General features: G+C 39.0%; 14 protein-coding genes, 1 rRNA gene and 1 riboswitch. Of the genes, 13 read left to right on the forward strand and 2 right to left on the reverse strand.

All coding sequences use genetic code 11. The annotated features are described in order from the left end of the window. The first annotated feature begins 87 nt into the window (after positions 1-87). The 13 genes from rrf (at position 88) to purD (ending at position 13,666) form a co-directional block, all read left to right on the forward strand. Positions 88-203: ribosomal RNA gene (gene rrf / locus PLX19_RS11490) — 5S ribosomal RNA — on the forward strand. 254 nt (positions 204-457) lie between these two features. Then, positions 458-559, forward strand: a riboswitch (purine riboswitch). Positions 560-669: 110 nt separating this feature from the next. Beyond that, on the forward strand, positions 670-1,155 hold the full coding sequence (gene purE, locus PLX19_RS11495) for a 5-(carboxyamino)imidazole ribonucleotide mutase (RefSeq protein WP_272188737.1): 486 nt from the start codon (positions 670-672) through the stop codon (positions 1,153-1,155). Further along, positions 1,152-2,303: a 5-(carboxyamino)imidazole ribonucleotide synthase gene (gene purK / locus PLX19_RS11500; protein WP_272188738.1), complete on the forward strand. Its 1,152-nt coding sequence runs from the start codon at positions 1,152-1,154 to the stop codon at positions 2,301-2,303. The genes purE and purK overlap by 4 nt, the downstream gene beginning before the upstream one ends. Then, complete coding sequence (purB, locus tag PLX19_RS11505) at positions 2,300-3,601, forward strand: adenylosuccinate lyase (RefSeq protein ID WP_272188740.1); 1,302 nt, start codon at positions 2,300-2,302, stop codon at positions 3,599-3,601. The genes purK and purB overlap by 4 nt, the downstream gene beginning before the upstream one ends. A gap of 89 nt (positions 3,602-3,690) precedes the next feature. Further along, positions 3,691-4,410: a phosphoribosylaminoimidazolesuccinocarboxamide synthase gene (gene purC, locus PLX19_RS11510; RefSeq protein ID WP_272188742.1), complete on the forward strand. Its 720-nt coding sequence runs from the start codon at positions 3,691-3,693 to the stop codon at positions 4,408-4,410. After that, complete coding sequence (gene purS, locus PLX19_RS11515) at positions 4,403-4,657, forward strand: phosphoribosylformylglycinamidine synthase subunit PurS (protein WP_098309204.1); 255 nt, start codon at positions 4,403-4,405, stop codon at positions 4,655-4,657. Before purC ends, purS begins: the two co-directional genes overlap by 8 nt. Continuing rightward, entirely contained in the window at positions 4,654-5,337 is a 684-nt protein-coding gene (gene purQ, locus PLX19_RS11520; protein WP_272188743.1) for a phosphoribosylformylglycinamidine synthase subunit PurQ, read from the forward strand. The genes purS and purQ overlap by 4 nt, the downstream gene beginning before the upstream one ends. Continuing rightward, the gene (gene purL / locus PLX19_RS11525; protein ID WP_272188744.1) at positions 5,321-7,540 is read left to right on the forward strand and encodes a phosphoribosylformylglycinamidine synthase subunit PurL; all 2,220 of its coding nucleotides are present in this window, start codon (positions 5,321-5,323) and stop codon (positions 7,538-7,540) included. Before purQ ends, purL begins: the two co-directional genes overlap by 17 nt. Next, positions 7,525-8,940 (forward strand): amidophosphoribosyltransferase, encoded by a 1,416-nt coding sequence (gene purF, locus PLX19_RS11530; protein ID WP_272188745.1) that lies wholly within the window; start codon positions 7,525-7,527, stop codon positions 8,938-8,940. Before purL ends, purF begins: the two co-directional genes overlap by 16 nt. A 116-nt stretch (positions 8,941-9,056) precedes the next feature. Further along, entirely contained in the window at positions 9,057-10,097 is a 1,041-nt protein-coding gene (gene purM, locus PLX19_RS11535) for a phosphoribosylformylglycinamidine cyclo-ligase (protein WP_272188746.1), read from the forward strand. Beyond that, positions 10,094-10,672 (forward strand): phosphoribosylglycinamide formyltransferase, encoded by a 579-nt coding sequence (purN, locus tag PLX19_RS11540; RefSeq protein ID WP_272188747.1) that lies wholly within the window; start codon positions 10,094-10,096, stop codon positions 10,670-10,672. Before purM ends, purN begins: the two co-directional genes overlap by 4 nt. A 36-nt stretch (positions 10,673-10,708) precedes the next feature. Continuing rightward, positions 10,709-12,244 carry a bifunctional phosphoribosylaminoimidazolecarboxamide formyltransferase/IMP cyclohydrolase gene (gene purH / locus PLX19_RS11545; protein WP_272188748.1) on the forward strand — a complete coding sequence of 512 codons (1,536 nt, stop codon included), beginning with the start codon at positions 10,709-10,711 and terminating at the stop codon, positions 12,242-12,244. 159 nt (positions 12,245-12,403) lie between these two features. Beyond that, positions 12,404-13,666: a phosphoribosylamine--glycine ligase gene (purD, locus tag PLX19_RS11550; RefSeq protein WP_272188749.1), complete on the forward strand. Its 1,263-nt coding sequence runs from the start codon at positions 12,404-12,406 to the stop codon at positions 13,664-13,666. A gap of 220 nt (positions 13,667-13,886) precedes the next feature. Here purD and PLX19_RS11555 read toward each other — a convergent pair whose 3' ends face one another. Next, positions 13,887-14,045, reverse strand: coding sequence for a toxin-antitoxin system HicB family antitoxin (locus PLX19_RS11555; RefSeq protein ID WP_098916934.1), 159 nt, complete (start codon positions 14,043-14,045; stop codon positions 13,887-13,889). 15 nt (positions 14,046-14,060) lie between these two features. Then, positions 14,061-14,906, reverse strand: coding sequence for an SPFH domain-containing protein (locus PLX19_RS11560; protein WP_272188750.1), 846 nt, complete (start codon positions 14,904-14,906; stop codon positions 14,061-14,063). Positions 14,907-14,913 lie beyond the last annotated feature (7 nt).

Genomic DNA, 14,913 nt, shown 5'->3' on the forward strand with positions numbered 1-14,913 from the left:
GAGCTGACGAATACTAATAGATCGAGGACTTAACCATATAATATGAAGCAAATGTTATCTAGTTTTGAAGGAATATACCTTCATAAGTCTGGTAATGATGGCAGAGAGGTCACACCCGTTCCCATACCGAACACGGAAGTTAAGCTCTCTAGCGCCGATGGTAGTTGGGACTTTGTCCCTGTGAGAGTAGGACGTTGCCAGGCAAAAACCTAAGTCGTTTTGACTTAGGTTTTTTTGTGTTTCTAAGTTGTTTTTGAATGTAACCCTTCCTATTTATATAGTGAATGGTTATACTGCATATATTCTCGCATTTCCTCTTTAATTCCCGTCCTTTTTTGCATATTTTTTCGGTTCTTCTTTTTATTATAAGTAAAACACGAACGTTATAATGTGATGGGGAAAAAACATTCGATTATTTGTTGACATGTTTTAAGAACACCTGTTAATATAATCTTAGAAACAATATTATATCGTACCTCATATAATCGCGGGGATATGGCCTGCAAGTCTCTACCTAACGACCGTTAATCGTTGGACTATGAGGGAAAGTCACTCGGTATTTTTCTATTCACATGAGATACTTATGCCTGAGTAGAGCACTTTCTCTCATAGTAAAAGGGGAAATGTTCTATATCAGGCTTTTTTTATTTGAATCGGGGGGATTCTAATATGAAACCACTAGTTGGGATCATTATGGGAAGCACGTCAGACTGGGAAACAATGAAGTATGCTTGTGAAATATTAGAAGAATTAAATATTCCGTATGAGAAGAAAGTTGTATCGGCTCATCGGACTCCAGATTATATGTTTGAATATGCAGAAACAGCTCGTGAACGTGGGTTAAAAGTTATTATTGCTGGAGCAGGTGGAGCCGCTCATTTACCAGGAATGGTTGCTGCAAAAACAAATATTCCTGTCATCGGTGTTCCTGTTCAGTCGAAAGCGTTAAACGGTTTAGATTCGTTACTATCTATTGTTCAAATGCCAGGAGGTGTACCAGTTGCGACTGTCGCGATTGGAAAAGCCGGGGCGACTAATGCAGGTTTACTTGCCGCACAAATGTTAGGATCGTCTCATGATGATATATACGATGCATTAGAACTAAGACGAGAAGCAATTGAAAAAAATGTGCGAGAAGGTAGTGAGCTGCAGTGATAAAAACGATCTTACCTGGACAAATGATTGGTATTATTGGCGGAGGACAGCTTGGCAGAATGATGGCGATTGCTGCAAAAGAAATGGGATATAAAATTGCAGTATTAGATCCAGCAAAGTCTTCATCGTGTGCACAAGTTGCCGACATTGAAATTGTGGCACCGTACGATGATTTGAAAGCGATTCATTATTTAGCAGAGATAAGCGATGTTGTAACATATGAATTTGAGAATATTGATTATAACTGCCTACAGTGGCTTGAAAAGCATGCGTATTTACCGCAAGGCAGTCAGTTATTATATACAACGCAAAACCGTTATACAGAAAAAAATGCAATTGTGAAAGCGGGTTTACCAGTAGCGCCTTACAGACTCGTTCAGAAGCAAGAAGACCTTTTAGAGGCAGTTGCTGAATTTTCCTTTCCCTGCGTGTTGAAGACAACAACAGGAGGATATGATGGGAAAGGGCAAGTTGTCCTAAAAAGTGAAGCTGATGTTGCGAAAGCGATGGAACTTGTTAATCAAGCTGAATGCATTTTAGAGAAGTGGGTTTTATTTGAAAAAGAAATTTCCGTCATTGTTACACGTAGTGTAAATGGTGAAACGAAAGTATTCCCAGTAGCCGAAAATATTCATGTGAATAATATTTTACACGAATCAATCGTTCCGGCTCGTATTCCACATGCGTTATCACAACAAGGTATTCAATATGCAGAAAGATTAGCGGATGAGTTAAAACTGGTGGGAACACTAGCGGTAGAGATGTTTGCTACAGCAAATGGTGACATTTATATCAATGAGTTAGCACCAAGACCGCACAATTCTGGGCACTATACAATTGATGCTTGTGAAATCAGTCAATTCGGACAACATATCCGAGCAATCTGTAATTTACCTCTTGGAGAAACAATTTTGCTAAAACCAGTTGTCATGGTAAACATTTTAGGCGAACATATAGAAGGAGTCCTAAAGCAAGTGAATAGATTAACCGGGTGTTACTTGCATTTATATGGAAAAGAAGAAGCAAAAACGCAGCGTAAAATGGGGCATCTAAATATTTTAAACGAAAATATTGAAGACGCTCTAGAAAAAGCGCAAAGTTTGCATATTTGGGACCATCAAGAACAACTGTTGGAGGGAAAAAGATGATTAGTCGTTATACACGCCCTGAGATGGGTGCGATTTGGACGGAAGAAAACAAATTTAAAGCATGGTTAGAAGTTGAAATCTTAGCTTGTGAAGCATGGGCTGAGCTTGGCGATATTCCGAAAGAAGATGTGAAAAAGCTTCGTGAAAATGCATCTTTCGATATTGATCGTATTTATGAAATTGAACAAGAAACGCGTCATGATGTTGTAGCATTTACGCGTGCAGTATCTGAAACACCCACACTCGGTGAAGAACGTAAATGGGTACATTACGGCTTAACATCTACAGACGTAGTAGATACGGCTTTATCTTATATCTTAAAACAAGCAAATGAAATTCTACTAAACGACTTAGAAAATTTCATTATTATTTTAGCTAACAAAGCAAAAGAACATAAATACACAATTATGATGGGAAGAACGCACGGTGTTCATGCAGAACCAACAACATTTGGTTTAAAACTTGGTCTTTGGTATGAAGAAATGAAACGTAACTTAGAACGTTTTAAACAAGCAGCTGATACAGTTCGCGTTGGTAAATTGTCTGGTGCAGTTGGTACATTCGCGAACATTAATCCATTCGTAGAAAAATATGTTTGTGAAAACTTAGGGTTAGAAGCAGCGCCGATTTCAACACAAACATTGCAACGTGATCGTCATGCACATTACATGTCAACACTTGCATTAATCGCAACATCTATTGAGAAAATGGCAGTTGAGATTCGCGGCCTGCAAAAGAGTGAAACACGTGAAGTGGAAGAGTCTTTTGCGAAAGGACAAAAAGGTTCTTCTGCAATGCCACATAAACGAAATCCAATTGGTTCTGAAAATATGACTGGTTTAGCTCGTGTTATCCGTGGTTATATGATGACATCTTACGAGAATGTTCCATTATGGCATGAACGTGATATTTCACATTCATCTGCGGAACGTATTATTTTACCAGATGCAACGATTGCATTAAATTACATGTTAAATCGCTTTGGTAATATCGTGAAAAACTTAACGGTATTCCCAGAAAACATGAAACGCAATATGACACGAACATATGGTTTAATTTATTCTCAGCGCGTAATGCTTACGTTAATCGACAAAGGTATGGTACGTGAAGAAGCTTATGATATCGTACAGCCTAAAGCGATGGAAGCGTGGGAAACACAAGTACAGTTTAAAGAGCTTGTAGAAGCTGACGAGCGTATTACAAGCAAATTAACACAAGAAGAAATCAATGAATGTTTCAACTATGAACATCACCTGCAACATGTTGATACAATTTTTGAACGTCTTGGCTTAAACTGATAATTTTATATGGCACAGAATCATTTCATTCTGTGCCATTCTTTATAAACATACTATTCACATTTTTCAAACTACAGGGGGCTTGCGAAATGCAAAAGCTAGAATTGCTGTATGAAGGTAAAGCAAAAAGAATTTATCGTACAGATTCAGCAGATATGGTTTGGGTAGAGTATAAAGATAGTGCTACTGCTTTCAATGGGGAAAAGAAAGCGACGATTACAGGAAAAGGTCGTCTGAACAATGAGATTACAACTCTTTTATTCAGAAAGTTACAAGAAGTGGGAATTAAAACACACTTTGTTGAGAAAATATCAGAAACAGAGCAAATTGTAAAAAAAGTAAGCATTATTCCATTAGAAGTTGTCACAAGAAATGTGATTGCGGGTAGTCTTTCAAAACGACTAGGTATGGAAGAAGGTACTGTACTTACAACACCAATCGTCGAATTTTACTACAAAGATGATGATTTAGGAGATCCTCTTGTAATAGATGATCATATTCGTGTACTAAACGTTGCAACACCAGAGCAAGTAAGTATATTACGAGAAAAAGCTCTACAAATCAATCAAGTATTGATTGAGTATTTCGCAAGCTGTCGTGTAAGGTTAATAGATTTTAAATTAGAGTTCGGTGTAACAGAAGAGGGAGAAATTTTATTAGCGGACGAGATTTCACCAGATACATGTCGTTTATGGGATGAAACGAGCAATGAAAAATTTGATAAAGATGTATTTCGCCGCGATCTTGGTAATTTAACAGATGCTTATGAAGAGATTTTAAAACGATTAGGGGGAGCTTCACATGTATAAAGTAAAGGTATATGTCACGTTAAGAGAAAGTGTATTAGATCCACAAGGAACAGCAGTAAAAGGAGCACTTCATAGTCTTTCCTTTACAGAAGTACAAGATGTTCGTATTGGTAAATATATGGAACTAACAATTGATAAATCAGTTACAGATATTGATGCAATGGTAAAAGAAATGTGCGAAAAATTATTAACGAATGTAGTGATTGAAGATTATCGCTATGAAGTTGAGGAGGTTGTCGCGCAGTGAAATTTGCCGTAATCGTTTTTCCAGGTTCGAATTGTGACGTAGATATGTTTCATGCAATTAAAGATGAGCTTGGCCAAGATGTAGACTACGTTTGGCATAGTGAAGAAAACTTAGATCAGTACGATGCAATTTTACTACCAGGTGGTTTCTCTTACGGAGATTACCTTCGCTGCGGAGCAATTTCCCGCTTTGCAAATGCAATGAAAGGTGTACAAAAAGCAGCTGAAGCAGGAAAACCAATCTTAGGTGTATGTAACGGATTTCAAATTTTAGTAGAGTCTGGACTGTTACCAGGCGCATTAATTCGCAATAAAAACTTAAAGTTCATGTGCCGTACTGTTCAGCTTCGTGTTGAAAATAATACAACAATGTTTACATCACAATATGAGAAAGATGAAATGATCGATATTCCGATCGCTCATGGTGAAGGAAACTACTACTGTGATGAAACAACATTGAAACAGTTAGAAGAAAATAATCAAATTGTCTTCCGTTATGTAGACAATCCAAACGGAAGCGTTTCAGATATTGCAGGGATTGTAAATGAGCAAGGAAATGTACTTGGTATGATGCCGCATCCAGAGCGTGCTGTTGATGATTTACTTGGAGGAGCGGATGGTCTAAAAGTATTTCAATCTATTTTGAAACATTGGAGGGAAACATATGTCGTTACTGCTTGAACCAAATCCAACTCAAATTAAAGAACAACGCATTTATGCGGAAATGGGATTAACAGACGAAGAGTTTGCCATGGTTGAAAAGATTTTAGGCCGCTTGCCAAACTATACAGAAACAGGATTGTTCTCTGTTATGTGGTCAGAGCATTGTAGCTATAAAAATTCAAAGCCAGTTCTTCGTAAGTTTCCAACGACTGGTGAACGTGTACTGCAAGGTCCTGGTGAAGGCGCTGGAATCGTAGATATCGGTGATAATCAAGCGGTAGTATTTAAGATGGAAAGTCATAACCATCCATCTGCAATTGAACCGTATCAAGGTGCAGCGACAGGGGTTGGCGGTATTATCCGTGATGTGTTTTCTATGGGAGCACGTCCAATTGCTATGTTAAATTCACTTCGCTTCGGTGAGCTACAATCACCGCGCGTAAAATATTTATTTGAAGAAGTTGTAGCGGGTATTGCAGGATACGGTAACTGCATCGGTATTCCAACTGTTGGCGGAGAAGTACAGTTCGACCCATGCTATGAAGGAAATCCGCTTGTAAACGCAATGTGCGTTGGATTAATTAACCATGAAGATATTAAAAAAGGGCAAGCACACGGTGCTGGTAATACAGTCATGTATGTTGGAGCAGCAACAGGTCGCGACGGTATTCACGGTGCAACATTTGCGTCAGAAGAGCTATCTGAGGATTCCGATGCAAAACGCCCAGCGGTGCAAGTAGGCGATCCATTTATGGAGAAGCTTTTAATTGAAGCATGCTTAGAATTAATCAAATCTGATGCACTTGTCGGCATTCAAGATATGGGAGCGGCAGGATTAACATCATCTTCTGCAGAGATGGCAAGTAAAGCAGGTATGGGTATTGAAATGTATTTAGATGATGTACCGCAGCGTGAAACAGGCATGACACCGTACGAGATGATGCTTTCAGAATCACAAGAACGTATGTTAATCGTCGTGAAAAAAGGTAGAGAACAAGAGATTGTAGAGCTATTTGAAAAATATGGCCTTGCAGCAGTAGTAATGGGAAAAGTAACAGAAGATAAAATGCTTCGTTTATTCCATAAAGGGGAAATGGTTGCGGAAGTGCCAGCTGATGCATTAGCAGAGGAAGCACCAGTTTATCATAAGCCTTCAAAAGAGGCTGCGTATTTTGCAGAGTTCCAACAAATGAAGATGGAAACACCAAAAGTGGAAAATTATAAAGAAACATTACTATCTTTATTGCAACAACCAACGATTGCAAGTAAAGAGTGGGTATATGATCAATACGATTACCAAGTACGTACAAGTACAGTTGTTACACCAGGGTCTGACGCAGCGGTTATTCGTGTTCGCGGAACAAATAAAGCATTAGCGATGACAACGGATTGTAACTCTCGCTACATTTATTTAGACCCAGAAGTAGGCGGGAAAATTGCTGTAGCAGAAGCAGCTCGTAATATTGTATGTTCTGGCGGTGAGCCGCTTGCAATTACAGATTGCTTAAACTTTGGTAACCCTGAAAAGCCAGAAATCTTTTGGCAAATTGAGAAGTCAGTAGATGGAATGAGTGAAGCATGCCGTACGTTAAATACTCCTGTTATTGGTGGAAACGTATCAATGTACAATGAACGCAGTGGGGAAGCAGTATACCCAACACCAACTGTTGGTATGGTTGGACTTGTGCATGATGTAAAGCATGTAACAACGCAAGAGTTCAAGCAAGCTGGTGACCTCGTTTATGTAATCGGTGAAACGAAAGCAGAGTTTGGTGGTAGTGAATTGCAAAAGATGGTGCACGGGGAGATTTTCGGTCAGGCACCAAGCATCGATTTAGAAGTAGAAGAAAAACGTCAACAGCAATTATTAGTAGCGATTCAAGAGGGACTTGTACAATCAGCGCATGACGTTGCAGAAGGCGGATTAGCAGTTGCTTTCGCAGAAAGTGCAATGGGGGCAAACGGATTAGGTGCAGACGTGAAGTTGGCTGGAGAAGCGACAGCAATGTTATTTGCAGAATCACAATCTCGCTTTGTTGTTACAGTAACACGCGAGCAAAAAGAAGCGTTTGAAAATATGGTAGACGCACTTTGTGTTGGGGAAGTAACAAATACAAATCAATTAATAATTCGTAATGAAGAAAAAGAAGTGTTGCTTACAGCGGATGTTGATGAAATGAGAACGGCTTGGAAAGGGGCTATTCCATGCTTAATGAAATAAAGGGGCTAAATGAAGAATGCGGCGTTTTCGGAATTTGGGGGCATGAAAATGCAGCACAAGTTGCGTATTATGGGTTGCATAGCTTGCAGCACCGTGGTCAAGAAGGCGCTGGCATTGTTGTAAATAATGGGGAGAAAATCACTGGTCATAGAGGGCTTGGTTTAATATCAGAAGTGTTTTCACGCGGTGAGTTAGATGGTTTAAACGGAAAATCAGCGATTGGGCACGTTCGTTATGCAACAGCAGGCGGCGCAGAAGTTGCGAATGTTCAACCACTGTTATTTCGTTTTTCAGACCATAGTATGGCACTAGCTCATAACGGTAATTTAATTAATGCTAAAATGCTTCGCCGTGAATTAGAGGCAGAGGGAAGTATTTTTCAAACAAGTTCGGATACAGAAGTATTACTTCATCTAATTAAACGCAATACAAAAGGTACATTAATTGAAAGTGTAAAAGATGCATTAAACAAAGTAAAAGGTGCTTTTGCCTATTTATTATTAACAGGAAACGAAATGATTGTTGCATTAGATCCAAATGGATTCCGCCCGCTTTCGATTGGAAAGATGGGAGATGCATACGTTGTAGCATCTGAAACATGTGCCTTTGATGTAGTTGGGGCAACATACATTCGGGATGTAGAGCCTGGAGAATTACTTATCATAAATGATGAAGGAATTCATGCAGATCGTTTTACAAATGATGTAGAACATGCCATTTGCAGCATGGAGTACATTTACTTTGCGCGTCCTGATTCAAACATTGCTGGTGTTAACGTTCATGCAGCACGTAAAAATATGGGGAAATTGTTAGCAAAGGAAGCTCCGGTTGAAGCAGATGTTGTAACTGGTGTACCTGATTCTAGTATTTCAGCGGCAATCGGCTATGCAGAAGCAACGGGAATTCCTTATGAGTTAGGGTTAATTAAAAATCGTTATGTTGGACGTACGTTTATTCAACCTTCTCAAGAACTGCGTGAACAAGGGGTAAAAATGAAACTTTCAGCAGTACGCGGTGTTGTTGAAGGAAAACGTGTCGTTATGATTGATGACTCTATTGTGCGTGGTACAACAAGCAAGCGAATTGTTCGTATGCTGCGCGAGGCTGGGGCAACAGAAGTGCATGTAAGAATTGCTTCGCCGCCTCTTAAGTATCCGTGCTTTTATGGAATTGACATTCAAACAAGAAAAGAATTAATTGCAGCAAATCACTCAATAGAAGAAATCCGTGAAATCATTGGAGCAGACTCTTTAACATTTTTAAGTGAAGAGAGCTTAATTGATGCAATTGGCCGCCCGTATGAAGGGAAATATGGCGGTTTATGTATGGCTTACTTTAATGGGGATTATCCGACGGCTCTTTATGATTATGAGCAAGAGCTTTTAGCAAGTATGAAATAAAGCACAAGATAGCAGCTTCTACTATGTGCTGTGTAGAAGCTCGCTTTTTCTTACAGTTACTGCCCAGTAGGCGGGAGAAATTCTTTCAGTATAAAAAGACGAGGTGTATAGAAACGATGGCGAATGCATATAAGCAAGCAGGAGTAGATATTGAAGCTGGATATGAATCGGTATCTCGCATGAAAAAACACGTGCAAACAACGATGAGAAAAGAAGTGCTAGGCGGGTTAGGTGGTTTTGGAGGAATGTTTGATCTTTCAAAATTTGCATTAGAAGAGCCAGTATTAGTATCTGGAACAGATGGTGTAGGAACAAAATTAATGCTCGCTTTCATGATGGACAAACATGACACAATCGGCATCGATGCAGTTGCAATGTGTGTAAATGACATTGTTGTGCAAGGGGCAGAGCCGCTCTTTTTCCTTGATTATATTGCTTGCGGTAAGGCAGAACCTAGTAAAATTGAAAACATCGTCAAAGGAATTGCAGAAGGATGCCGTCAAGCTGGTTGTTCATTAATCGGCGGGGAAACAGCTGAAATGCCGGGGATGTATTCTGAGGAAGAATACGATTTAGCTGGTTTTACAGTTGGTATTGTTGATAAAAAGAAGATTGTTACAGGACAATCTATTGAAGAGAATCAAGTATTAATCGGACTTGCTTCTAGCGGAATTCATAGTAATGGCTATTCTCTTGTCCGTAAAGTATTACTAGAGGATGGACAGCTTTCACTTGACCGTATTTATGGTCGTTTAGAACTACCACTTGGTGAAGAATTATTAACGCCAACAAAAATTTATGTCAAACCTATTTTAGAACTATTGAAGAAATATAACGTAACTGGTATGGCTCACATTACTGGCGGTGGATTTATTGAAAATATTCCACGTATGTTGCCAGAAGGTATTGGAGCACAAATTGAACTGGGTTCTTGGACAGTTCATCCAATTTTTGAGTTACTGCAAGAAGTTGGTCAATTAAAGAAAGAAGAAATGTTCAATATTTTTAACATGGGTATTGGTATGGTAGTAGCAGTCAAAGAAGAAGATGCAGAAGGTGCTATGAAACTTCTAGAAGAACACGGGGAAACAGCTCGTATCATCGGACGCACTGTGAAAGGTTCAGGTGTTACTTTCGCTGGAGGAGCAGTACTATGAGCCGTTTAGCAATTTTTGCTTCAGGAAGCGGTTCTAATTTCCAGGCGCTTGTGGATGCAGTAGAAGCTGGAGGGTTAGATGCGCAGCTTAGTTTGCTTGTATGCGATCAGCCAGGCGCACGTGTTATAGAGCGCGCAAATCATCATCATGTTTCTTGCTTTTCCTTTTCAGCGAAAGCGTATGAATCAAAGGAAGCATTCGAACAAGAAATAGTAAAGAAATTGCAAGAATACGAGATTGATTGGATTATTTTAGCGGGGTATATGCGCTTAATTGGTCCGACATTGCTAACTGCTTATGAAGGGAGAATCGTTAATATTCATCCTTCACTATTGCCAAGCTTTCCTGGAAAAGATGCAGTTGGACAAGCAATTGAATATGGTGTGAAAGTAACAGGTGTTACAATTCATTACGTTGATGCAGGGATGGACACTGGGCCAATTATCACACAAGAAGCAGTAACAGTTTCTGAACATGATACACGGGAAAGTTTACAAAAGAAAATTCAACTTGTCGAACATAGATTGTACGTGGATACGGTGAAATCTTTATTACATTCTGAAGTAAGGTCATAAGAGCAGCAATTTAATACAACTAGGGGTGGAGAATAAATGAAAAAGCGTGCATTAGTAAGTGTTTCAAATAAAGCTGGAGTTGTAGAATTTGTAAAAGGATTACTTGAGCAAGGTATTGAGGTTATTTCAACAGGTGGAACGAAAAAATTACTGGAGGAAAACGGCTTACAAGTAATTGGTATTTCTGAAGTAACAGGTTTTCCAGAGATTATGGACGGTCGAGTGAAAACATTACATCCAAACATTCATGGTGGACTTCTTGCTGTACGTGATAACGAAACGCATATGGAGCAAATGAATGAGCTTGGCATTCAGCCGATTGACTTTGTTGTTGTAAACTTATATCCATTTAAAGAAACAATTGCAAAGCCAGATGTAACATTTGTTGATGCAATTGAAAATATTGATATAGGTGGACCAACAATGATTCGTTCTGCTGCGAAAAACCACGAGTTTGTAACGGTTATTGTAGATCCAACAGACTACGATGTTGTATTAGGAGAACTAAAAGGAAGCGGAGACGTTTCAAAAGAAACAAAACGTAAATTAGCAGCAAAAGTATTCCGTCATACAGCAGCATATGATGCATTAATCTCAACCTATTTAACAGAACAAACAGGAGAAGAAAGCCCTGAAACGTTAACTGTTACATTTGAGAAAAAACAAGATTTACGTTACGGCGAAAACCCGCATCAAAAAGCAGCGTTTTATAAAGCACCATTTGCAGCAACTTCTTCTGTTGCTTATGCAGAGCAATTACATGGTAAAGAACTATCTTATAATAACATCAATGACGCAGATGCAGCTCTTAGCATCGTGAAAGAATTTACAGAGCCAGCAGTTGTTGCTGTAAAACATATGAATCCGTGCGGTGTTGGCGTTGGGGCTGATATTCATGAAGCATATACACGTGCTTACGAAGCAGATTCAGTATCAATTTTTGGCGGCATTATTGCAGCAAACCGTGAAATTGACAAAGCAACGGCAGAAAAACTGCATGAAATTTTCTTGGAAATCATTATCGCACCTTCTTTCTCAGAAGAAGCTTTAGAAGTGCTACAAAGTAAGAAAAACTTACGTTTGCTAACTGTTGATATTGCTAAAGTTAGGGCAGCTAGTAAGAAGTTAACTTCTATCCAAGGCGGTTTGCTTGTACAAGAAGAGGACACATTAGCGCTAGAAGATGCGACAATCACAATTCCGACAAAACGTGAACCAACAGAGCAAGAATGGAACGATTTGAAATTAGCTTGGAAAGTTGTAAAACACGTAAAATCTAATGCGATTGTTTTAGCGAAAGATAACATGACAATCGGTGTTGGTGCAGGTCAAATGAACCGCGTTGGCTCAGCAAAAATTGCCATTAAACAAGCGGGTGAGAAAGCACAAGGAAGCGCACTTGCATCTGATGCATATTTCCCAATGCCAGATACAGTAGAAGAAGCGGCTAAAGCCGGCATTACAGCAATTATTCAACCAGGCGGATCCATTCGTGATGAAGATTCCATTCAAAAAGCAGACGAGTACGGCATTGCAATGGTATTCACTGGCGTACGTCATTTCAAACATTAATTTAGAGACGAAGGAGATGACCAAAAATCCACTTTTGGGTCATCTTCTTCTACTTTTGAATATGATCCAGCTTGCGTGTCGAAGCGTCGATAAATGCACCATTTTCGCCGATATATCGCGAAGAGGCTGGATTTTAACTTGAATAATGGAGGATGAAATATGAATGTTTTAGTAATTGGCCGTGGTGGACGTGAGCATGCGTTAGCGTGGAAGTTTGCAGGATCAAAGCAAGTAGAGACTGTATATGTGGCACCAGGAAATGAAGGGATGAAAGATGTCGCAACGCCTGTAGCGATTGATGAAAATAATTTTGACGCACTTATTGCTTTCGCAAAAGAAAATAACGTTGATTTAACATTTGTTGGACCGGAAATTCCTCTTATGAACGGGATTGTTGATCGCTTTGAAGAAGCAGGTCTTCGTGTTTTTGGTCCGAACAAAGCAGCAGCTGTTATTGAAGGAAGTAAAGCTTTTACGAAAGAGCTTATGAAAAAATATGATATTCCAACAGCTGCATATGAGACGTTCACAAACTATGAAGAAGCGGTAGCATACATTGAAGACGTTGGCGCACCAATCGTTATTAAAGCAGATGGATTAGCAGCTGGTAAAGGTGTAACAGTTGCTATGACGTTAGAAGAAGCATTGCAAGCTGTAAAAGAAATGCTGCAAGATGTGAAGTTTGGAGAGGCTAGCAAAAAGGTTGTAATTGAAGAGTTTTTAGATGGACAAGAGTTTTCGCTTATGGCATTTGTCAACGGAACAACTGTATACCCAATGGTCATTGCGCAAGATCATAAACGTGCTTTTGACGGTGATAAAGGACCGAATACAGGTGGGATGGGTGCCTATTCTCCGGTACCGCAAATTCCGCAGTCAGCAGTAGAACAAGCAATTGAAACCATCTTATATCCGACAGCTGCGGCAATGATACAAGAAGGACGTTCTTTTACAGGGATTTTATACGCAGGGCTTATTTTAACAAGTGAAGGTCCGAAAGTAATTGAATTCAATGCGCGCTTTGGCGACCCAGAAACAGAAGTAATCTTACCTCGTTTAGAAAGTGATTTAGTGGATGTATGTAACCATGTATTAGATGGGGAAGAGCTTTCTTTAGAGTGGTCTGAAGAAGCAGTAATTGGTGTTGTACTAGCTTCTAAAGGATATCCAGAAAGCTATGAAAAAGGCACGGTAATTAAAGGTATAGAAACATTAGAAGATGTAATTGTATTTCACTCAGGAACAGATATGAAAGACGGGGAATTTGTAACGAACGGTGGCCGTGTGTTGTTTGTTGCTTGTAGAGAAAAAGACTTACAAACAGCGAAAGATAAAGTGTATAAAGAAATAGCAAAAATTGAAAGCGACGGTTTATTTTATCGTAATGATATTGGGTACCGGGCGATTGGCCAGACTCTTTAGATGTTGGCAATGATAGAAGACCTCAAAGTGAAAATACATTTCGCTTTGAGGTCTTATTTTAATTTTGCAAAAAGAAAGACAAGGATGGCAACTATAAAATTGTTTCTGATGAAAAATTACAAGAAGCATTGCTTGCAAACTCAAAATTAATAGATAAAATGTTTGGCAATAAATAATTGTGATACCTCTAAAAGGAAAAAGAGTCCTACTCATTAAAAAGTTAGGACTCTTTTTTTATCTTACCTTTTTGCTTTGCCATCTCGCGAAGTAAATATTCAATGTGAGCATTTACACTTCGAAATTCGTCGTTTGCCCATTTTTCAATAACTGCGTACAATTCGGGATCGATTCGTAATGGGAAGCTTTTCTTTTTTGCCATGATTACCTACAACCTTTAGTAGAGACTTCCTGTATTAATAACTGGTTGCGCCCCTTTATCGGAAACAATAGCAACTAGTAAGTTATTGACCATGTTTGCTTTTCTTTCGTCATCTAACTCAAGTATACCTTCTTCATCTAGCTTTTGAATCGAGTCTTTCGCCATTTGTACGGCACCTTCGACAATTTCTTTTCTTGCAGCTAATACTGCTTTCGCTTGTTGACGTTGGAGCATTGCATGGGCAATTTCAGTTGCGTAAGCTAAGTGTGTTAAACGAGTTTCAATTACTTCCACTCCTGCAATTTCTAAACGTGCTTCTAATTCGCGTTTTAATTCTTCGGAAATTTCTTCTGCGTTTCCGCGCAGTGTAATACTATTTTCATCTTGGAAATTATCATATGCATATTTCGTTGCCACGTGGCGAATTGCTGTTTCACTTTGAATTTCCACAAAAGCATCATAATGCTCAACACCGAAAATTGCTTTTGCTGAGTCGACAACTTTATAAACAACAACAGCTGCAATTTCAATTGGATTCCCCTCGACGTCGTTTACTTTTAATTTTTTACTATTAAAGTTTTCAACACGTAGTGAAACGGTTTGACGAAATGCAAATGGAACTGTTAAAAACAGGCCATTTTCACGAATGGTTCCTAAATAGTTACCGAAAAATGTAATCACTTTTGCTTGGTTTGGCTGTACCATGCCAATGCCACTTGCTAGGATTGCTGCTAATAAAAAAGAGGGAATACCAATAGCGAATAGTTCATTAATAAAACTTAATAAACCAACTCCAATTAAAATTAAAACTGCAAGCAGTCCTAAAAATCCATTTACATGAAATACTTGTTTTTCTTTCATGATCTCG

Source organism: Bacillus sp. BP-3 (assembly GCF_028401955.1).
In the GTDB taxonomy this organism is placed as follows: domain Bacteria; phylum Bacillota; class Bacilli; order Bacillales; family Bacillaceae_G; genus Bacillus_A.

Coding starts and splice junctions, on each gene's coding strand:
- purD (WP_272188749.1), top strand. CDS start 12,404: ATGAATGTTTTAGTAATTGGCCGTGGTGGACGTGAGCATGCGTTAGCG.
- PLX19_RS11555 (WP_098916934.1), bottom strand. CDS start 14,045: ATGGCAAAAAAGAAAAGCTTCCCATTACGAATCGATCCCGAATTGTAC.
- purB (WP_272188740.1), top strand. CDS start 2,300: ATGATTAGTCGTTATACACGCCCTGAGATGGGTGCGATTTGGACGGAA.
- purF (WP_272188745.1), top strand. CDS start 7,525: ATGCTTAATGAAATAAAGGGGCTAAATGAAGAATGCGGCGTTTTCGGA.
- purN (WP_272188747.1), top strand. CDS start 10,094: ATGAGCCGTTTAGCAATTTTTGCTTCAGGAAGCGGTTCTAATTTCCAG.
- purC (WP_272188742.1), top strand. CDS start 3,691: ATGCAAAAGCTAGAATTGCTGTATGAAGGTAAAGCAAAAAGAATTTAT.
- purE (WP_272188737.1), top strand. CDS start 670: ATGAAACCACTAGTTGGGATCATTATGGGAAGCACGTCAGACTGGGAA.
- purL (WP_272188744.1), top strand. CDS start 5,321: ATGTCGTTACTGCTTGAACCAAATCCAACTCAAATTAAAGAACAACGC.
- purS (WP_098309204.1), top strand. CDS start 4,403: ATGTATAAAGTAAAGGTATATGTCACGTTAAGAGAAAGTGTATTAGAT.
- PLX19_RS11560 (WP_272188750.1), bottom strand. CDS start 14,906: ATGAAAGAAAAACAAGTATTTCATGTAAATGGATTTTTAGGACTGCTT.
- purM (WP_272188746.1), top strand. CDS start 9,057: ATGGCGAATGCATATAAGCAAGCAGGAGTAGATATTGAAGCTGGATAT.
- purH (WP_272188748.1), top strand. CDS start 10,709: ATGAAAAAGCGTGCATTAGTAAGTGTTTCAAATAAAGCTGGAGTTGTA.